We start from the raw sequence: 20,062 nt of genomic DNA on the forward strand, positions 1-20,062 counted from the left end.
TGAACAGGATAGCGGTATGGGTTTGATCTTTCGGTGGCTGATGCGACTGGCTGGAACGATGATTGCGGTCATCGTGGTGACCATGCTGGGGATCTACTATCTGGCGTCCCGGTCCCTGCCGGAATACGACAAGGATCTGACTGTCGCAGGACTTGAGGCACCGCTGGAGATCGTGCGCGACAACGCCAATGTGCCGCATATTCTGGGGGCCTCAGATGCGGATGTGTTCTTTGGCCTTGGCTATGCGCATGCACAGGACCGCTTGTGGCAGATGATGACCCTGCGCCGCACCGTGCAGGGCCGCCTGTCGGAGGTGTTCGGCACCCGCACAGTGACCATCGACACTGTTATGCGCAGCCTTGACCTCTATCCGCTGGCGCAGGCGGCGGTGGCGCATCAGGATGCGCGTACGCAGATGGCGCTGGAAGCCTACGCTCGCGGTGTGAATGCCCGACTAGAAGAGATCAACCAAAACGCCCTTGGCCGTGGCGCGCCAGAGATGTTCCTGTTCAAGATGCCGATTGCCCCGTGGCAGCCTGCAGACAGCGTAGCGATGATCAAGCTTATGGCCCTGCGGATGAGCACACAGGTCGACACAGAAGTGCTGCGCGCGCAAACATCGCTACTGCTGGAGGAGGCGCGCCTGTCTGATATCCTGCCCGATGCCCCCGGCGCGGGCACTGCAACCCTGCCACGCTATGCGGATCTGATGCAGGGGCAGCCCCCGCAACTGGCCGCACAGCCGGACAGTGAACGCGACCCCCTGTCGCCTTACAATGATGCGATTTTTGCTGGTGCGTCTAATGCTTGGGCTGCTTCCGGCAGCCGGTCTGCCGCTGGGGGTACGCTACTGGCCAGCGATCCGCATATGGGATTTTCAGCGCCGGGTCCGTGGTATCTGGCACGGCTGGAATTGCAAAGCGGCGGCGTGATCGGCGCCACCATTCCGGGCATTCCCGCAGTGATGCTGGGCCGGTCTGCCGATCTCGGCTGGGGGATCACCGCTGCCTATATGGACAATCAGGACCTTTATATCGAGGAACTGAACCCCGAAAACCCCGATGAGTACCGCACGCCTGACGGGTTCAAGCCGTTCCGCACCCGCACCTCGATCCTGCAAGTCGCAGACGCCAAGCCGATTACCCTGACGCTGCGCTGGACCGAAAATGGCCCGGTTCTGCCATCGCACTTTCAGAACGTTGGTGCGGTGACGCCCAAAGGCCATGTGGCGACACTCAACTGGACCGCGCTGCGCGCCGAAGATCGAAGCGCCAGCGCCGCCGTCAACCTGATGAGTGCTCATAGCGCGACAGAAGCCTTGGCCGCGGGCGCCGATATGGTTGCGCCCGCGCTCAATCTGGTGCTGGTTGACGACACGCAGATCGCGATGAAAACGCTGGGTAAGATGCCCCGCCGTCAGGCCGCCCATCAGTCCAGGGGCCGCATGCCCAGCCCCGGCTGGCGAAGGGAAAACCGCTGGCAGGGCGACAATTCGTATGCGGCCAACCCTGAATTCAGCAATCCCATCGGCGGCATTCTGGGCAATACGAACAACAAAATCGTTGATCGCCCCTTCCCCCTTCACGTCAGCTTTGACTGGGGCGACACGCAACGCATCCAACGCTGGACCCGCCTGATGCAGGGGCGTCAGGTCCACACCCGCGACAGCTTCATCGAAACACAGTTGGACACCGTCAGCCCCGCCGCGCGCACGCTGTTGCCGCTGATCGGCGCGGACCTTTGGTTCACCGGTGAAGCCGCCCCCGATGGCACGCCCGAACGCCAGCGCCAGCGCGCCCTTAGCCTGCTGGCCGACTGGAATGGGGAAATGAACGAACACCTGCCAGAGCCGCTGATCTACACCGCCTGGGTGCGTGCGCTGCAAGATAGGTTGATCCGCGATGATCTGGGGCCATTGGCCGACCGCTTCACCCATGTAGAGCCGCTGTTCATCGAACGGGTGTTTCGCGATGTGGATGGTGCAGGCACATGGTGCGACGTGATCCAATCCGCCCCGGTGGAGAGCTGTTCTGACATGGCCCGTCTGGCACTAGATGACGCACTGTTGTGGATTGATGAGGCTTACGGCCTGTCGTTGGAAAGCCTGCAATGGGGCGAGGCGCATGAAGCTCTGCATGTTCATCCTGTTCTGGGGGGCGTGCCGTTTCTGCGTCACTTTGTGAATATTCGTCAGCCCACTTCAGGCGGCGACCAGACCTTGATGCGCGGACTGTCAGCAGGCACGCCGGATCGTCCCTTTGCCAACGTGCACGGGGCGGGCTATCGCGGAGTTTATGATTTCGCAGATCCTGACAGTTCGGTTTTTGTCACCGCCACCGGCCAATCCGGCCACTTCCTGTCGCGGTATTATGATGATCTGGGTGAACTGTGGCGGCGCGGCGAATATATCCCAATGTCGCTTGACACCGGACTGGCCCGCGCGGCCGCCGTCGGGGTGACAGTGTTGCGGCCTGCGCAGTAATATCCATGGGGGCTGCCCCCGGCCCTTACGTGCCTCACCCAGGATATATTGATACGAAGAAGGCGGCCGCTGAAGATGCGCGCCGCCTTTTTAATGGTCCTCAAATATGCCCGCTATGCCCGCCGGGCATAGCTCTCATTACCCCTTCGCTTTGGCTTTCAGGCGCTTCTTTTCCTCGATCACTTTAGCGGCCAGATCGCGGGCGATAGCAAAGGCGCCTTTAATCTTGTCGCCGTCTGATTTCCAGTCACGGCGCACCACGATTTTATTGTCTTTGACCTTGGCCAGACCGTTTTGCGCCTGAATATATTCCACCAGCCCTTGGGGTGAGGCAAATTTGTCGTTGTGAAACTGGATCGTTGCGCCTTTGGGGCCGCCGTCCAATTTGGCGATACCGGCCCTTTTGCACATTTCTTTGATGCGTACGATCAGCATCAGGGTGTTCACCTCTTTCGGCAATTTGCCAAATCGGTCGATCAGTTCGGCAGCAAATCCTTCGAGTTCAACTTTGCCGGACAAGCTACTGAGGCGACGGTAAAGGCCAAGGCGCACATCCAGATCCGGCACATAGGTATCAGGGATCAGAACGGGCACGCCCAGATTGATCTGCGGCGCCCATTGGTCGTCACTGTCGTTAAGCCCCTCCAGCTCACCCGCTTTGATCTTGGCAATCGCTTCTTCCAGCATCGACTGGTAGAGTTCATAGCCCACATCACGCATCTGGCCGGACTGCTCTTCGCCCAGCAGATTCCCTGCCCCGCGAATGTCGAGGTCTTGCGAAGCCAGCGTGAACCCTGCCCCCAACGTGTCGAGTGATCCCAGAACGCGCAGACGCTTTTCTGCTGTGGCGGTCAATTTTTGGCGCGGCTTGGTGGTCAGGTAAGCATAGGCGCGGGTTTTCGAACGACCGACGCGACCACGGATCTGGTAAAGCTGCGCCAATCCGAACATATCAGCGCGGTGCACGACCATGGTGTTGGCGGTGGGAATGTCGAGGCCGCTTTCCACAATCGTAGTCGCCAGCAGCACATCATATTTGCCGTCATAAAAGGCGTTCATGCGGTCATCAAGTTCCCCCGCCGCCATCTGGCCGTGCGCGGTGACATAGCTGACCTCTGGCACCTGTGTGCGCAGAAACTCTTCAATCTCCGGCAGATCCGACAAGCGCGGCACGACGAAGAAACTCTGCCCGCCACGATAGTGTTCGCGCAGCAATGCTTCACGCACGGTGACGCCGTCAAATTCGCTAACGTATGTGCGGATCGACAGGCGGTCCACAGGCGGCGTGCCGATGATCGACAAATCACGCACACCGGACAGTGACAGTTGCAGCGTGCGCGGGATCGGCGTCGCAGTCAGGGTCAGCACATGGATGTCGCTGCGCAGCTGTTTCAGCCGTTCCTTGTGGGCGACGCCGAAATGCTGTTCCTCGTCTATGATCAACAGACCGAGGTTCTTGAACTTGATGTTCTTCGCCAAGAGCGCATGGGTGCCGACCACCACATCCACCGTGCCGCGCGACATGCCATCACGGGTTAGCGATGCTTCTTTGCCGGTCACAAATCGTGACAGCGAGCGCACCTCTAATGGGAAGCCGCGGAAGCGGTCGGCGAAGCTTTTGTAATGTTGTCGTGCCAACAGCGTTGTGGGCGCCACAATCGCCACTTGCATGCCGGACATTGCCGCGATGAAGGCGGCGCGCATCGCCACCTCGGTCTTGCCGAAACCCACATCGCCACAAATCAGGCGGTCCATCGGACGGCCCGAGGTCAAATCGCCCAGCACATCCTCAATCGCATTCAACTGATCGTCGGTTTCCTGATAAGGAAAGCGGGCGCTGAACGCCTCCCACGCGTGGTGCTGCGGTTCCAGAATGGGCGCTTTGCGCAGTTCGCGCTCTGCCGCGACGCGGATCAGACGATCTGCCATTTCGCGGATGCGTTCTTTCAGCTTGGCTTTCTTGGCCTGCCATGCGCCGCCACCCAGACGGTCCAGAAGTCCCTCATCATGGCCGTATTTTGTCAGCAGTTCGATGTTTTCGACCGGCAGGTACAGCTTGGCCGCCTCTGCGTATTCAAGAAGGATACATTCATGCGCTGCGCCTGCCGCACGCACGACCTCAAGGCCACGGTATCGGCCGATGCCATGGTCCACATGCACCACCAGGTCGCCCGGTGTCAGCGATTGCGTTTCGGTCAGGAAATTTTCAGCACGGCGTTTCTTTTGCGGTTTACGGATCAAACGGTCGCCCAACACGTCCTGTTCGGAAATCACCGTCATATCCGGCGTTTCAAACCCGTGTTCCAGAGGCCAGACCGCCAGATGCAGCCCATGTTTGCCGATACCGCGCACATCCCGCACGGACACCGCGCCGATCAGGTCCTCATCCTCCAAGAGACCTTCCAGACGTTCGCGCGCGCCTTCGGAATAGGAGGCAACCAGCACGGGACCCTTTTCCATACGGGTGCGTATGTGATCGGCCAGCGCCTCAAACAGGTTGACGTTTTCCAACTGCCGTTCCGGAGAGAAGTTGCGCCCAATGCGCCCGCCAGCATCCGCTACACCGGGGCCAGAGGCCTGTGCCAGCGGGTGCAGCTGGATCAGGCGGCGGCCAGTCACCGCGGCCTCCCAGCTTGCATCATCCAGATACATCAACGCCGGGGGGATCGGTTTATAAACACTGTCCATACGCCCCTTCTGCGTCATCGCATGACGGCGGGTTTCATACTGGTCCTCGATGCTCTCATACCGGCTGAGACGCGCGGGCGTCACCTGATCATCCATGCTGATACTGGCGTCGGGGAGGTAGTCAAACAGCATTTCCAGACGTTCATGGAAGAACGGCAGCCAGTGTTCGATGCCCTGATGCTTGCGCCCTGCGCTCACCGCCTCGTAGAGCGGATCGTCAGTACGGGCGGCCCCAAACTCGATGCGATAATTCTGGCGGAATCGGCGGATCGCGGCGTCGTCCAGAATGACCTCCGACACGGGCGCCAGTTCGATCACATCCAGTTTCTCGATCGTGCGCTGGCTGACCGGATCAAACCGGCGGGCGCCGTCCAGCACATCGCCAAACAAATCCAGACGCACCGGCCCACTGTCCCCGGGGGGGAAGATATCAATGATGCCGCCTCGCACGGCATAATCTCCCGGCTCCATCACTGTGGGCGACTGGGTGAATCCCATGCGGACAAGGAAACTGCGCAGCGCCCCCTCATCCACCTGACCGTCCACACGGGCGGTAAACGCCGCCTCACGCAGGACATCGCGCGCAGGAACCCGTTGCATCGCCGCACTGATCGTGGTCAGCAGCACAAACTGTTTCGGCGCGCCATGCACCAGCGCCGCCAATGTCGCCATACGGGCCGCGGAAATATCCGCGTTGGGGCTGACGCGGTCATAGGGCAGGCAATCCCAGCCGGGAAACAGCAGCACCGGCATGTCCGGGGCAAAAAACCGCAATGCCGCCTGCATCGCCGCCATCCGTTTGTCATCGCGGGCCACATGCACCACGGGCTGACCGGATTTGGCGATCTCTTTCAAAATCAGCTGAGCGTCATAGCCTTCGGGCGCGCCGCCCAAAGTTAGGGTATGTGGGTGCAGGGTCTTGGGGTTAGCCATCGGTGGGCTCGATCACTTCTACTTTGAACAGGTCGTTGTCGAGGTGGCGGACCAGATTAACATAGATCCCCCAGACAGAGGTGACAAAGATCGACACCATGCCAATCGCCTGAATTGTCATACGCAGACGGGTCAGCACCTTGCGCAGATCTGCGCCGCGCAGCTTCTCACCCTCAATCCGCGCAGCGGCGCGATGGGACAGGTACCCCACAAGGGTCATCGGCGTCCCCAGTAGTGCCAGAGCCTGTGCAAATTCAATATCATAGCCCCACCCAAGGATCAGCAGAGAGGACAGGATAAAGCTGGTCAGAACCGTCATCCAAGTGCCCGCAACATTGGTCACATAGAGCCGGCGGCGCACAAAACCATAGGCGATCTGTTCCAGATCCGCCTGCCCTGCCTCTGGGTCGCGGGTGGCGCGTGTCACCATGTCATAGGGCACGCCCAGAACCCAATGACTGGCTGTTGACCACATAACGGCCAGCGCGATCCAGAACCACAGGTTGGAAAAGGACCTAAGGTCCATCATTTCATTCAGATAGGTGTACCAGTTCAAATTCTCGGTCCCAAAAAGAGCTTCTGCCCTCAATACTGCGCACGCGCGGCAATTCCTACCCTTGAGGTAGAGGAAATTCCGTGCCACCCATAGGCAAACGCCGCACGCCGCCTGTTTGCGTATTCTGCGTGCTGTCAGAATGTTAGGCCCTGACGATTTGGGCCAGAAGAAAGGTTCCACTGATGTCTCTTACTGGTCTTGCCCCCTTCCCCGCTGCGCGCCATCGTCGTCTGCGCCGTTCCAGTCAGATCCGTGATCTGGTGCAGGAAAACACCCTGACAGTGAAGGATATGATCTGGCCTGTCTTTATCCGTGATGGTGAAGGCATCGAGGAGCCGGTGGCCTCAATGCCCGGCGTGATCCGTCGGTCCGTTGACAAGATCGTCGAGGCCGCGCGGGAGGGGGCAGATCTGGGTATTCCGGTGATCTGCCTGTTTCCCTACACCGACCCTGCGCTGAAAACGAAGGGCTGTGAAGAGGCATGGAACCCCGACAACCTGACCAACCGCGCCACCCGCGCGATCCGGGATGCGGGTATTGATATTGCGATCATGTCAGACGTTGCGCTGGATCCTTATAACATCGACGGCCACGATGGATTTGTCTGTGATGGCAAGATCTTAAACGACGAAACGGTTGCGGCGCTGGTGAAGCAGGCGCTGTCTCAGGCGGAGGCAGGCGTCGATATCATCGGTCCCTCGGACATGATGGACGGCCGCATCGGCGCGTTGCGTCAGGCGTTGGAGGCGGAAGGCCATCAGGATGTAACCCTGATGTCCTATTCGGCAAAATATGCCAGCGGTTTCTACGGGCCCTTCCGCGACGCGGTGGGCGCCAGCGGCAACCTGAAGGGCAATAAAAGCACCTATCAGATGAACCCGGCCAATACCGACGAGGCGCTGCGCATGATCGCCCGGGATCTGTCAGAGGGGGCGGATATGGTGATGGTCAAACCCGGCATGCCATACCTAGACATCTGTCGCCGGGTGAAGGATCAGTTTGCCGCGCCTACCTTTGCCTATCAGGTGTCCGGTGAATATGCGATGATTCAGGCCGCGGTGCAAAACGGCTGGCTCGATGGGCAGAAGGTGATGATGGAAAGCCTGATGTGCTTTAAACGCGCGGGCTGTGACGGCATCCTAACCTATTTCGCGCCAGAAGCGGCGCGCCTTCTGCAAGAGCTTTAAGTCTACCAAAGGCAGAGACTGTTAAGCGGCGCCTTGCGCATGACGCAACTGTCAACGCAAACCGCGTGACAGTGGTCTGTGTGCCTTATATACTGCTGTGTAGAAATCTGGGCGACAGACCCGAAAACAGTGGGCGCCGACGCAAATGCCGGCGCTTTGGCAAACAGGCAACGAACTATAGAGACGGGCAATCTCATGACAAACTTCACCCGACGTGGCTTTTCGCTGGCGCTTGCCGGTGCGGGCCTGACCGCTGCGTGCAGCAACGGCGTAGGCGCCAATGGCGCCCCGAAAATCGACGCGCGCGTCGATAAAACCCTGAACTACCTCTACTCGCGCTATCCCAACACCCGCGATCTGGCGGAAAAATCGAACGGTCAACTGGTCATGCCACTGATCACCGAGGCCGGGTTTGGGATTGGCGGCGGCTACGGCCGTGGCGCGCTGCGTGTGGACGGTGTAACGGTCGACTATTACTCGGCCACCAAAGGCAGCTTTGGCCTGCAGATCGGCGCACAACAGTTTGCGCATGTGCTCTTTTTCATGACCGAACAGTCGCTGATGCGCTTCCGTCATTCGTCGGGCTGGGCGGCAGGTGCGGATGTAGAATACGCACTGAACGATCAGGGCGGCAACCTGCGCGCCGACACCACCACAGCGACCTCGCCGGTTGTGGCGCTGATTTTTGGTCAGGCGGGTCTGATGGCAGGTGCGACGCTGGAAGGTGTGAAATACACCCGCATCATTCCCTGACCACTAGACGCTTGTAAAAGAAAACGCGCCTCCTTTGGGGCGCGTTTTTCGTATCAGCTTTCAGCCTTAATTGCCTGTTTCAGCTTTCTTTTCCCAGCGACCACTTTCCTCGGACCAATACTGTGCTGCACAGCCTGCGCCGGTCAGTGCCTTCCATTGATGTCGGGCGTGATCAACGGCCATTTCATCCAGACCGTCAAACAGGATACAGACACGGTCCAGGGCCTCTACCTCTTCTGCTGTAACCAGCGCGCCACCCACTGACATCAGGCAGCTGGCATCGTTGGCCTCAGCCATCACATCACATCCCAAAAGCACAGGCTGTTGATTGTCATGACCTCCCCCCGCCAGCCCATGCGGAAGGAAGCTGTCTTCTGCCCCCTTCCACAAGGCCAAATCGAGCGCTTGCATCATTCCCTCATCCTGCCCGCGCACCACAACGCGCCACCCTGCCTGTAGGGATTTCCCCAGCAGCATCGGCAAGGTTTGCGCCAGCGGAGCGCGTGTCAGGTGATAGAAATATGCAGCGCCCATAGTGGTTTAGACCTCGAACTTATCTGCAACCAGTCGGTTCAACGCCAAAACGCCCCAACCGGTGGATCCTTTGGGTGCATAGGCGGTTTCCGCCTTCACGCTGGCCACACCGGCGATGTCGAGGTGCATCCAAGGCGTGCCGTCTTTGATGAAGCGTTGCAGGAACTGCGCTGCGGTGATCGAGCCACCAGCACGGGTGCCGACGTTTTTCATATCCGCGATCGCTGATTTCAGTTGATCGTCATAGGCCTGCCCCATCGGCATACGCCATGCACCTTCGCCCTCGGCCTCAGCGGCCTTCAGGAAGCCTTTGCACAGGTCATCATCATTGGAGAAGACGCCGGCGTTTTCATGGCCCAGACCGATGATGATCGCACCTGTGAGGGTGGCCAGATCAATAACGCCTGCGGGGTTAAACCGGTCTTGGGCGTACCACAGCACATCGGCCAGAACCAAACGCCCTTCGGCGTCGGTGTTGATCACCTCGATGGTGTCGCCCTTCATGGATTTGACCACATCTCCCGGACGGGTGGCGTTACCGGACGGCATGTTTTCCACGAGGCCGACCAGCCCCACAACGTTTGCCTTGGCCTTCCGCAGCGCCAGCGACTTCATCGCGCCAGCCACAACACCGGCGCCGCCCATATCCATGGTCATATCTTCCATGCCGCCTGCGGGTTTCAGGCTGATGCCGCCAGTGTCAAAGACCACACCTTTACCGACCAGCGCCAGCGGGGCTGCATCTGCATCGCCACCTTTCCACTGCATCACCACGACCTTGGACGGGCTGTCGCTGCCCTGACCGACGCACAACAGGCTGCCCATGCCCAGTTCGGCCAGCTTGTCCTCTTCCAGCACCTCAACCTCAAGGCCCAGCGATTTCAGTTCAACCAAGCGGTTGGCAAATTCGGTGGTGGTCAGAACATTCGCCGGTTCCGAAGTCAGGTCGCGGGTAAAGAACACACCTTCGGCCATCGCAAGCAGCGGGCCTGCGGCCTTGGACGCTTCCTCAGGTTTGGTGCAGGCGATGCGGGCATCAGCGTTCACTTCGGCCTCTGCCGATTTGTGATCCGTGAAGCTGTAGGCGCGCAAGCTCAGTCCAAGCGCGATCTGTTCCACATGACGCACATTGCCCGCCGCTAGCAGCAACGCCGCTTTGCCTTTGGCACGCGCCAGCGCAACCCCTGCCTTACGTGCATCCTCCACGCTGGCACGGCGTGACAGCTTCACCACATCCAGTGCTTCAGCCGCCAGACCAACCGGATAAGCCAGAGTGATCACCTGCCCCTGTTTGGCCTTCTCAAACTGTTCTGCCTCCGCCAGTCGCGCCAGCGCGCCACGGGTCAGTTTATTCAGGCGACGGCCTGCCGGATCCAGTTTGCCCTCGTCGTCGAGGATCACGGCAACGCGCCCTTCAACGGTGGCAAAAGCGTCCAGATCGGTGGCCTCAAACGTCACGGAAATCGGTGTGGTCATGGGATGCTCTCTCACGGTGAATATAGTTGGTGTTTCACACAGACTTAGCGTTCCTCCGCCGACAATGCCAGATAGCAGTTTTCCCCGCCGTAGAGTTACAGTAGTGTCCGCCGCAAGTGATTGATGCCGTTGGGGGGCCAAGTGTCGAGATTCGACAGATATATGCTGTCGCAGCTGATGGTGCTGTTTGGCTTCTTTGCGCTGGTTCTGGTGTCGATCTATTGGATCAACTCCGCTGTTCGTCTGTTTGACCGGCTGATCGGCGATGGCCAGTCGGCGCTGGTGTTTCTGGAATTCACTGCTCTTACTCTGCCGAATGTGATCCGGCTGGTGTTACCCATGTCAGTTTTTGCCGCTGCTGTGTATGTAACCAACCGGCTCAGCAATGAATCCGAACTGGTGGTGATGCAGGCAACCGGTTTCAGCCCATGGCGCCTGGCGCGGCCGGTGGTGTACTATGGGCTGATCATTGGCCTGCTGATGTCACTGCTGACGCATATTCTGGTGCCGATAAGTGGCGGTCAGATGCGCGAACGCGAGGCTGAGATTTCGCGCAATGTGACTGCGCGGCTGTTGACGGAAGGCACGTTCCTGCATCCGGTTGAAGGCATCACCTTCTATATCCGTCAGATCGATCTAGATGGCACGCTGAACGATGTGTTCCTGTCCGATCGTCGTGATCCGACACGGGCGCTGAGCTATACCGCCCGCGAAGCCTATCTCATTCAGGACAAAGGCGCGGTGAAGCTGGTCATGGTCGATGGTCTGGCGCAGAATTACACCGCCACTGGCGAACGTCTGTTCACCACCACCTTCGACGATTTCGCCTATGACATCAGCGGTGCCCTTGGCGCCGCAGAAGACAAGCCGCCCGCCGTGCGCCATCGTCCAACATGGGATCTGTTGCCCGGCACCGGCGGAGTTGATCGCGCTGTGGCAGAAACCGGACGCAGCCGCGCCTATGTGGTGGAACAGCTGCACTTCCGCGTCAATCAGGCCTTTCTCTGCGTCGCCGCTGCGCTGATCGGGTTTTCCACGCTCCTCTTGGGACAGTTTTCGCGGTTTGGCGTCTGGCGGCAGATTGTCGGTGCGCTGGTGCTGCTGGTGGTCGTTAAACTGGTCGAAGGACTGGCGACCGATGTTGTGCGCGGGGATGCCAGCCTATGGCCAATGGTTTACGCGCCCTCGCTGGTGGGCTTCTTGATGGCTGCGGTGATCCTCCATATCGCTGCACGCCCAAAGGCGCGTCGTCGCCTCAGACAGCAGGAACAGGCAACAAAGGGGCAAAGCGCATGAAGCTGGATTTTTACTTTGCCCGCAAATTTGCCGTGCTGTTTGCCGGCATCTTTGGTGTTTTTTTCCTGTTGATGACACTGATTGATCTGGTGGAACAGATCAGTCGCTTTTCCGCGCGCGGGGTATCGTTTGCAAATATCGCTGAACTGACCCTGCTGAACGCGCCCAAAGGGCTTTATGATATCTTTCCGCTGGTGATGATCCTGACCACGATCAGCCTGTTCCTTGGGCTGGCGCGGTCGTCGGAATTGGTGGTGGCGCGCGCCAGCGGTCGTTCGGCGTTGCGCAGCCTGCTGTCACCGCTTCTGGTGGCCACTTTGATCGGGGTCATTGCGGTTGCGGTGTTTAATCCCATCGTTGCCGCCACCTCCAAGCGTTATGAAATCCTCTATGAGAGCTATTCCAGCGGCAATGCGCAGGTCTTTTCGATCAGCGGCGAAGGCCTGTGGCTGCGTCAGGGCGACGAAGACGGACAGGCCGTTATCCGCGCCAGCCGCGCCGATCCCGCCGGATCGGTGTTTTATGACGTGACCTTCCTGACCTATAGCGCGACCGGTGGCCCCATCAGCCGAATTGAGGCAGAGGCCGCAACGTTGGAACGTGGCGCATGGGTGATGCGCAACGCCAAACGCTGGACTCTGGGCGATCAAAACCCAGAATCAACCGCAGAGCAGCTGGCAGAGCTGACCCTGCCATCCAACCTCACGCAGGAACGGATTCGCGACAGTTTCGGTCAGCCCAGCACAATCTCGATCTGGGATCTGCCGTCCTATATCGGTCAGTTGGAAGAGGCTGGATTTTCCGCCCGCCGCCACGCGGTTTGGTTGCAGCGCGAACTGGCGCGACCGCTGTTTTTGGTGGCGATGGTGATGATCGCTTCGGCCTTTACCATGCGCCACAGCCGGTTCGGTCGCACCGGTCTGGCGGTTCTGGCGTCGATCATGTTGGGCTTCACGCTTTACTATATTCGTAACTTTGCCCAAATCCTTGGGGAAAATGGACAAATCAGCATCTATCTTGCCGCTTGGGCACCGCCTGTTGCGTCGGTGATGCTTGCACTTGGCCTGCTTTTGCATATGGAGGACGGATGACGCCGCGCCTTCGACATATTAAGCCTATGACATCCACTTTGCTGAAGTCCACCTGTATGGTGCTGGCCCTGGCCGCACCAATCGCAGCAGGGTTGCCGACACATAGCTTTGCCCAAACAGTCCCTGCGCCCACCGAAGAGGCAGCGGCGCAGCCCGCGACTCTTGTGGCGGACAAGCTGGAGGTGCAGGGCCGTGACCTGCTGATCGCCAGTGGTAACGTCGAGGTGTTTCATCAGGGACGCCGCCTGAAAGCCGCTGAAATTCGCTATGACCGGCGCGAGGACCGGCTGGAACTGACCGGGCCAATCACGCTTGATGATGGTGAGGGGGCGGTGATCATGGCGGATGCGGGTGCGTTGGACAACCGTCTGGAAAATGGCCTGTTGCTCGGTGCGCGAATGGTATTGGACCAGAAGGTGCAACTCGCGGCCAACCAGATCAGCCGCGTTGGCGGACGGTATACCCAGCTCTACAAGGTGGCGGCCACATCGTGCCGCGTCTGTGAAACAGGTCGTCCGCCGCTGTGGCAGATCCGCGCCAAACGCACGACGCATGACACAGAGGCGCAACAGCTCTATTTCGACCACGCGCAGCTGCGCGTTTTGGATGTACCGATCTTCTGGCTGCCGCGCCTGCGCCTGCCTGACCCGACGCTTGATCGCGCCACTGGCTTCTTGATCCCTTCACTGCGCCAGAACAGCCAATTGGGACTGGGCGTCCGCCTGCCCTATTTCATCCGTATCGGCGATCACAGCGACCTGACCGTGACGCCCTATCTCTCAAACAACACCCGCACGCTGGAACTGCGTTACCGGCAAGCGTTCCACAGCGGTGACATCGATTTTACCGGTGCTCTGTCCGACGACACGCTGGAAACGGGCGTGCGTGGCTACCTGTTTGGTGCGGGTCAGTTTGACCTGCCCAACGACTTCAAGCTGGATTTGCAGATCGAGGCCGTGACGGACGAAGCCTATCTGCTGGATTACGATTTCTCTTCCAAGGACCGGCTGCGTTCAGAGGTGGCGATCAGCCGCGTGCGGCGCGATGAATATATCAACACACGTCTGACTAGCTATCAGTCCCTGCGTGAGGGAGAGATCAATTCGCAGATCCCCTCTGTTGTCGCAGAAGGGCAATACGAAAAGGTGATCCGTCCTGCCTCCGCCATTGGCGGCCACCTGACGCTAGAGGCTCAGGTGGCTGCTTACCATCGTTATTCGGATCTGGATCAACTGGGGCGCGACGTGACTCGTGCCAATCTGTCAGCGCAATGGCGCCGTGACTGGACGCTGCCTTATGGTCTGCGGGCCAGCTATATGCTGGGCGCACGTGCAGACAGTTTCGCCGTGGCGCAGGACAGCACCACACCGGACACCCAGACGCAACTGCATCCTGAAACGCAGGCAATCCTGCGCTGGCCGTGGCAGGCACAGACCGGCCGTGGCGTGACGCATCTGCTGGAACCGCTTGCAATGATCGGCTGGACCGGTGGCCGCAACGACAACATCCCGAACGAGGACAGCACCCGCGCCGAGTTTGACGAAGGCAACCTGCTGAACCTGTCGCGGTTCAGTGGGGAAAGCCGCCGCGAGCGCGGCCAACAGGTGGGGTATGGTCTGCGCTGGGTACGGCAGTCTGCCAAGTGGTCGTCGGACCTGACCGTTGGACAGATCCACCGCAGCGCGCGCGAAGAGGATTTCTCTGTCACTTCGGGGCTGTCGGGCCGGACATCTGACCTGCTGGTTGCTGCCCACCTGCGCAGCGCCAACGGATTTGACCTCAGCGCCCGCACGCTGTTTGATAGCGATCTCAGCGCCAACAAGGCAGAGGCGCGGCTGAACTGGCAGAGCAAAGACGCGGGCCTTTCGGCCTCTTACGTCTGGTTGGGCCGCGATACTGTCGAACAGCGTGCGGATGTGATTTCCGAATGGGTGCTAGACGGACGCTACCGTTTTGCTCAACATTGGATTGCCTCTACCGAATGGCGCTATGATGTTGCGGGCGACAGTCTGGACGAAGCGAGCCTGGGCCTGAACTATCGTAACGAATGTGTGGACCTCAATCTTTCCCTCTCGCGCCGGTTTACCTCTTCGACTAATGTGGACGCGTCGACCTCGATCGATTTCACCGTGAACCTGACTGGGTTCTCCAGCGGCAAAACCGATCGCAGTTACACGCGCAGTTGCAGGAATTAACGCATGATGAATAAAACCCGTCAGACTTTGATCGCCGCCTTGACCGCTGGCGCCATGATGGGGGCCGCAGCGCCCGCTGTTGCACAGGGTTTGTTTGCACCTGTTGTGAAGGTCGACAATCAGGTTGTCACCCGATTTGAACTGCAACAGCGCATCGCCTTTTTGCGGGTATTGAACACCCCCGGCGATCTCAACGCCCTGGCCCGCCAGCAGTTGATCGAGGACCGGCTGAAAACTCAGGCCGCGCGCGCTGTTGGTTTAGAACTGCCAGAGGATGCTGTCACACAGGGCGTTGCCGAGTTTGCCGCCCGCGCCAATCTGACCTCAGCTGAGTTTCTGCGCCTTGCCGCACAGGATGGTGTGGCGAAGGAAACGGTTTTCGACTTCGTTCGCACTGGCCAGATCTGGCGCGAACTGGTGCGTGCCCGTTTCGGCCGTCGTGTGTCTGTCACGGACGATGATATCGACCGCGCAATTGCCGCACTGGGATCTGAAACCTCGCTGCAGGTGCTGCTGTCAGAGGTGATCATTCCGCTACAACAAGGCTATGAGGCCCGTATCACTGAAATTGCTGAAGGTGTGGCAAAAATAAACAGTTTCAACGGCTTCACTGAGGCTGCGCAGCGTTTCTCTGCCGCGCCAACCCGTGAAAACGGCGGCAGGCTGGAATGGCTGCCGATCTCGCAGTTGCCCGCGCCTTTGCGTCCGGTCCTTCTGGGGCTGGAACCTGGGGAAACCACCCAAGTGATCCCTATGCAGGGTGCTCTGGCGGTGTTCCAACTGCGCGCTGTGGCAGAAAGCCCCTACCGCGCACCAAAGATTGCTGCAGTAGAATACGCCACACTGACCCTGCCCGGTGGCCGCACGGACGCAAACTTGGCCGAGGCGGCGCGCATTGCCAGCGCGGTGGACAGCTGTGATGACCTCTATGGGGAAAACTACGGCAAAGACGCGTCCCTACTGTCTGTCACCAGCGCCGCGCCGGAGGATATTCCCGGCGCTCTGGCGATCGAACTGGCCAAATTGGATGCAGGCGAAACGTCGGCCAATCTATCGACCGATACAGGTGACGTACAGCTGGTGACCCTCTGCGGCCGCTCGCCCGTCCTTGGCCAAGAGGCCAGCCGCGAAGAGGTCACCAACCGCCTGCGCGCGCAGCAGTTGGAAAGCTTCGCCAACGGATATCTGGCAGAGTTGCGGTCGAACGCGCGGATCGTCTCAAAATGAGGCAGCCCATCGCGCTGACCTGTGGCGAACCTGCAGGTATCGGCCCGGAACTGGCCGTGGCCGCATGGCGCGCGCTGCGCGAGGAACTGCCGTTCTTTCTGATCGGTGATCCGTCCCATCTGCCAAAGGATGCGCCGACTGTTGATATCGCTGCGCCGAACCAGGCCATCGCCGCCATGCCCCGTGGTCTACCCGTGTTGCGTCACAATTTCGCCGCGCCTGCGGTGGCTGGTCAGCCCGATCCTGCGAATGCCCAAGGGGTGATCGACGTGATCGCCCGTGGCGTTGAATTGGTGCAGTCGGGTGAGGCTTCTGCGCTTTGCACGCTGCCGATCCATAAAAAGGCACTGCAGGACGGCGCGGATTTTGCCTATCCCGGTCACACTGAATACCTCGCCGCTTTGGCAGGTGTGGACCAGGTGGTGATGATGCTGGCCTGTGACGCATTGCGCGTGGTGCCTGCCACCATTCACATCGCCTTGTCGGAGGTGCCAAAAACGCTGACCGCCGATGGCTTGCGCCGCACGATCGAAATCACCCACGCGGGCCTTAAACGCGATTATGGTATCGCGACGCCGCGCATTGCCGTTGCCGGGCTCAACCCGCATGCAGGCGAAGGCGGCGCAATGGGGGATGAGGAATTGCGCTGGATCACCCCGCTGATTGAGCAAATGCGCACTGAGGGCTACGATCTGCGCGGCCCTGCATCTGCCGACACGATGTTTCACGCCCGTGCGCGTGCAGGCTATGATGTGGCGGTCTGCATGTACCACGACCAAGCGTTGATTCCGATCAAGACCATCGGCTTTGACGAAGGCGTCAACATCACGCTGGGCCTGCCGTTCATCCGCACGTCCCCTGATCACGGCACCGCTTTTGATATTGCAGGTCAAGGACTTGCCAATCCATCTTCAACCATTCACGCCCTGCGTCAGGCCGCCCGTATGGCCGCGGCCCGCTTGGGCGAACCGTCATAAGGACGCTATCATATGAGCGGCATCGATTCCCTGCCTCCGCTGAAACAGGTGATTGACACCCACGGCATCGCGGCAAAGAAATCGCTGGGTCAGAACTTCCTACTTGATCTGAACCTGACCTCCAAGATTGCCCGCCTTGCAGGCGAACGGGCTGGTGATCTACAGGCATGCGACGTGCTAGAGGTTGGCCCCGGCCCCGGCGGTCTGACCCGTGGCCTGTTGGCTGAAGGTGCGCGCAAAGTTCTGGCGATCGAGAAAGACAGCCGCTGTATGGCCGCGCTGGCTGAGATCAGCGAAGCCTATCCGGGTAAGCTGCAGGTGATCAACGCAGATGCGCTGGAAATCAATCCGCTGGAACATCTGACCCCACCGATCCGCATCGCCGCCAACCTGCCTTATAACGTGGGCACTGAACTGCTGGTGCGCTGGCTGACGCCAAAGGAATGGCCACCGTTCTGGACATCACTGACGTTGATGTTCCAGCGCGAAGTTGCGGAACGCATCGTCGCCCAGCCGGGCTCGAAGGCCTACGGCCGCCTTGCCATCCTCGCCCAATGGCGCACTGACGCACGCATCGTTCTGGGTCTGCCGCCAGAGGCGTTTAATCCCCCGCCGAAAGTGCATTCTGCGGTGGTGAACCTCACCGCCCTACCCGCGCCACGGTTTGAGGCGGATGCCAAAACATTGGAAATGGTGGTAGCAAAAGCGTTCAACCAACGCCGCAAAATGCTGCGCGCCGCGCTGAAGGGTCTGACGCCGGATCTGGAGGATCGGTTGATCGCGTCGGGTATCAAACCCACAGATCGCGCCGAAACCGTGGGACTGGAACAGTTCTGCGCCCTGGCCCGCAATATCCGCGCCTGATTTCAGCGCGGATTTGAGTATTTCAGGAACGTTGAAAGGCGTTTTCACCCCTGCGTGTAGAACCCGCGCACGGTTTGTTCCAACGTGCCAATCGCCATGTCTGACAAGGCGGCGCGATCCTCTGGTTCGGCGGTATTGATCATCACCAGTAGCGACAGCGCCAGTCGGAACACATAGATCACCTGCTCTGCCGTGAAGCTATAAGACGTCATTTGCGGCAAATGCGCCAGCACCGCCTCGACCACGCCAACTTCGTGACGGCCTTCTATGGCGCGGATTTCTTTACTGAGGAAATGCGCTTTGGTCAGCTCTACCGCCAGTGCGTGGGCGTCCTCATCATGGGTTTCTAGATGGCGACGAAACAGTTCCGCGACGAATGTCGCGGGGTCGATCGGGTGCTTTGCCTCCGCTACCGCTGCGAGGTTCAACGCCACCTCATCCGCCAGCCACATGTGGTAGAGCTGGTGTAAAATTTCATGTTTTTCAGGGAAATAGCGGTAGATAGTGCTGATATTACAGCCGGCTTCTGACGCTACATGATTGGTGGTGAAGTTTTCCACACCACGATCAATAAGCACACGTTGGGCCGCGGTCAGAATTTCGGCCACCTTGGCCTGAGAACGGGTCTGTTTGGGGTCACGACGCATGGCTTCTATATGACTGATCTGGTGGTCAGGGTCCAGAAAATCACGCGTCCTAAAAAGTAAGTATTTACTTGGCTATTGGAATCGCGCAGGTTGACCGTTCAGAGATATGCAAAGGACACCTCATGTCACAGTTCCCCCTTAAACCCGTTGATCAGGCTTTCCTGCGTCAAGACCTGATGGGAACCAACGTCGAAAACAGCTATTCTGGCGCACGCAGCTTTATGCGACGCAAATTCAGCCGTGATCTGACCGGTGTGGATGCTGTGGTGACGGGCATTCCCTTTGACTGCGCGGTGTCCAACCGCCCCGGAACACGGTTCGGGCCTGAAGCGATCCGTCGTGCATCGTCGCAACTGGCCTGGGGACCGATCTGGCCTTGGGGATTTGATCCGTTTGAAACACTTGCGGTTACGGATTACGGCGATTGCGCAATTGATTTTGCCCGTCCTGCATTATTTGAAGAAACCGTGCGCACCCATATGGCGCCTATTGTCGACAGCGGCGCCTTTGCCTTGGCGTTGGGGGGCGATCACTATGTCACCTACCCGCTGCTGCAGGCGCAGGCGGCGAAACATGGGCCTTTGGCGCTGGTGCATTTCGACGCTCACCGCGACGTGGAACAATCTGACGAGCGTCGTCAGGATCATGGCGAAATGTTCCGCTACGCGATTGAGGATGGGCTGATCGATCCGACCCGTTCGGTGCAGATCGGCATTCGCAGCTGCTATGAGGGCGAGGAAAGCTATGGCATGACAATCCTGCAGGCCGATCAGGTGCATGAGATGTCTGCTGCCGAGGTGGCGCAGGCGGTGAAGAACGCGGTCGGCGATGCCAAGGCCTACCTTAGTTTTGACATCGACTGTCTGGATCCTGCCTTTGCCCCCGGTACGGGCACGCCGGTTCCCGGCGGCCTCAGCAGTCATCAGGGGCTATCTATTCTGCGCAAGCTGGAAGGCATTCATCTGGTTGCGGCGGATATTGTTGAGGTGTCGCCACCTTATGACCATGCTGAAATCACCGCGTTGGTGGCCGCCACAATCGGCACCGAAATCCTGTGCCTGAAAGCGGCGGCTCAGCGGGCCTGACAGGCCGCGTTGGCAGACCAAGAAAAAGCCTCCCAAAGGGGAGGCTTTTTCGTTTTTGAACCTTAAGCGTT

General features: G+C 59.4%; 15 protein-coding genes. 10 read left to right on the forward strand and 5 right to left on the reverse strand.

Translation table 11 applies throughout. The features are described 5' to 3' along the window. Positions 1-16: 16 nt before the first annotated feature. Positions 17-2,482: a penicillin acylase family protein gene (locus tag MHM86_RS01925; protein WP_239195171.1), complete on the forward strand. Its 2,466-nt coding sequence runs from the start codon at positions 17-19 to the stop codon at positions 2,480-2,482. Positions 2,483-2,620: 138 nt separating this feature from the next. Here MHM86_RS01925 and mfd read toward each other — a convergent pair whose 3' ends face one another. Both mfd and MHM86_RS01935 read right to left on the reverse strand, forming a co-directional pair. Next, positions 2,621-6,103 carry a transcription-repair coupling factor gene (mfd, locus tag MHM86_RS01930; RefSeq protein ID WP_239195172.1) on the reverse strand — a complete coding sequence of 1,161 codons (3,483 nt, stop codon included), beginning with the start codon at positions 6,101-6,103 and terminating at the stop codon, positions 2,621-2,623. After that, positions 6,096-6,659 (reverse strand): component of SufBCD complex, encoded by a 564-nt coding sequence (locus MHM86_RS01935; protein WP_239195174.1) that lies wholly within the window; start codon positions 6,657-6,659, stop codon positions 6,096-6,098. Before MHM86_RS01935 ends, mfd begins: the two co-directional genes overlap by 8 nt. 182 nt (positions 6,660-6,841) lie before the next feature. Here MHM86_RS01935 and hemB point away from each other — a divergent pair, with 182 nt between their 5' ends. Together hemB and MHM86_RS01945 are read left to right on the forward strand one after the other, a co-directional pair. Beyond that, the gene (hemB, locus tag MHM86_RS01940; protein WP_239195177.1) at positions 6,842-7,846 is read left to right on the forward strand and encodes a porphobilinogen synthase; all 1,005 of its coding nucleotides are present in this window, start codon (positions 6,842-6,844) and stop codon (positions 7,844-7,846) included. A gap of 195 nt (positions 7,847-8,041) precedes the next feature. After that, positions 8,042-8,599 carry a YSC84-related protein gene (locus MHM86_RS01945; protein WP_058317377.1) on the forward strand — a complete coding sequence of 186 codons (558 nt, stop codon included), beginning with the start codon at positions 8,042-8,044 and terminating at the stop codon, positions 8,597-8,599. 66 nt (positions 8,600-8,665) lie between these two features. Here MHM86_RS01945 and MHM86_RS01950 read toward each other — a convergent pair whose 3' ends face one another. Together MHM86_RS01950 and MHM86_RS01955 are read right to left on the reverse strand one after the other, a co-directional pair. Next, positions 8,666-9,133: a DNA polymerase III subunit chi gene (locus tag MHM86_RS01950; protein ID WP_239195179.1), complete on the reverse strand. Its 468-nt coding sequence runs from the start codon at positions 9,131-9,133 to the stop codon at positions 8,666-8,668. A 6-nt stretch (positions 9,134-9,139) separates the two neighbouring features. Next, positions 9,140-10,609 carry a leucyl aminopeptidase gene (locus MHM86_RS01955; RefSeq protein WP_239195181.1) on the reverse strand — a complete coding sequence of 490 codons (1,470 nt, stop codon included), beginning with the start codon at positions 10,607-10,609 and terminating at the stop codon, positions 9,140-9,142. Positions 10,610-10,771: 162 nt separating this feature from the next. Between MHM86_RS01955 and lptF the strand changes: the two genes are divergently transcribed. The 6 genes from lptF to rsmA are packed head-to-tail and all read left to right on the forward strand — an operon-like array spanning position 10,772 to position 18,259. Beyond that, positions 10,772-11,905 (forward strand): LPS export ABC transporter permease LptF, encoded by a 1,134-nt coding sequence (lptF, locus tag MHM86_RS01960; protein WP_239195183.1) that lies wholly within the window; start codon positions 10,772-10,774, stop codon positions 11,903-11,905. After that, on the forward strand, positions 11,902-12,996 hold the full coding sequence (gene lptG, locus MHM86_RS01965; RefSeq protein WP_239195185.1) for an LPS export ABC transporter permease LptG: 1,095 nt from the start codon (positions 11,902-11,904) through the stop codon (positions 12,994-12,996). The genes lptF and lptG overlap by 4 nt, the downstream gene beginning before the upstream one ends. Positions 12,997-13,022: 26 nt before the next feature. Further along, positions 13,023-15,191: an LPS-assembly protein LptD gene (locus MHM86_RS01970; RefSeq protein ID WP_239195187.1), complete on the forward strand. Its 2,169-nt coding sequence runs from the start codon at positions 13,023-13,025 to the stop codon at positions 15,189-15,191. Between the two features lie 3 nt (positions 15,192-15,194). Next, positions 15,195-16,418: a peptidylprolyl isomerase gene (locus MHM86_RS01975; protein ID WP_239195189.1), complete on the forward strand. Its 1,224-nt coding sequence runs from the start codon at positions 15,195-15,197 to the stop codon at positions 16,416-16,418. After that, positions 16,415-17,395 (forward strand): 4-hydroxythreonine-4-phosphate dehydrogenase PdxA, encoded by a 981-nt coding sequence (pdxA, locus tag MHM86_RS01980; protein ID WP_239195191.1) that lies wholly within the window; start codon positions 16,415-16,417, stop codon positions 17,393-17,395. Before MHM86_RS01975 ends, pdxA begins: the two co-directional genes overlap by 4 nt. A gap of 12 nt (positions 17,396-17,407) precedes the next feature. Beyond that, a complete protein-coding gene (gene rsmA / locus MHM86_RS01985; protein WP_239195193.1) occupies positions 17,408-18,259 on the forward strand; it encodes a 16S rRNA (adenine(1518)-N(6)/adenine(1519)-N(6))-dimethyltransferase RsmA in 852 nt (283 codons plus the stop codon). A gap of 44 nt (positions 18,260-18,303) precedes the next feature. Here rsmA and MHM86_RS01990 read toward each other — a convergent pair whose 3' ends face one another. Then, on the reverse strand, positions 18,304-18,906 hold the full coding sequence (locus MHM86_RS01990) for a TetR/AcrR family transcriptional regulator (RefSeq protein WP_239195195.1): 603 nt from the start codon (positions 18,904-18,906) through the stop codon (positions 18,304-18,306). A 122-nt stretch (positions 18,907-19,028) separates the two neighbouring features. On the opposite strand from MHM86_RS01990, the gene speB reads away from it, so the two are divergent. Further along, a complete protein-coding gene (gene speB / locus MHM86_RS01995; protein ID WP_239195197.1) occupies positions 19,029-19,991 on the forward strand; it encodes an agmatinase in 963 nt (320 codons plus the stop codon). The last annotated feature ends 71 nt before the right edge of the window (positions 19,992-20,062 follow it).

The organism is Thalassobius sp. Cn5-15 (assembly GCF_022347685.1).
Taxonomy (GTDB): domain Bacteria; phylum Pseudomonadota; class Alphaproteobacteria; order Rhodobacterales; family Rhodobacteraceae; genus Thalassobius.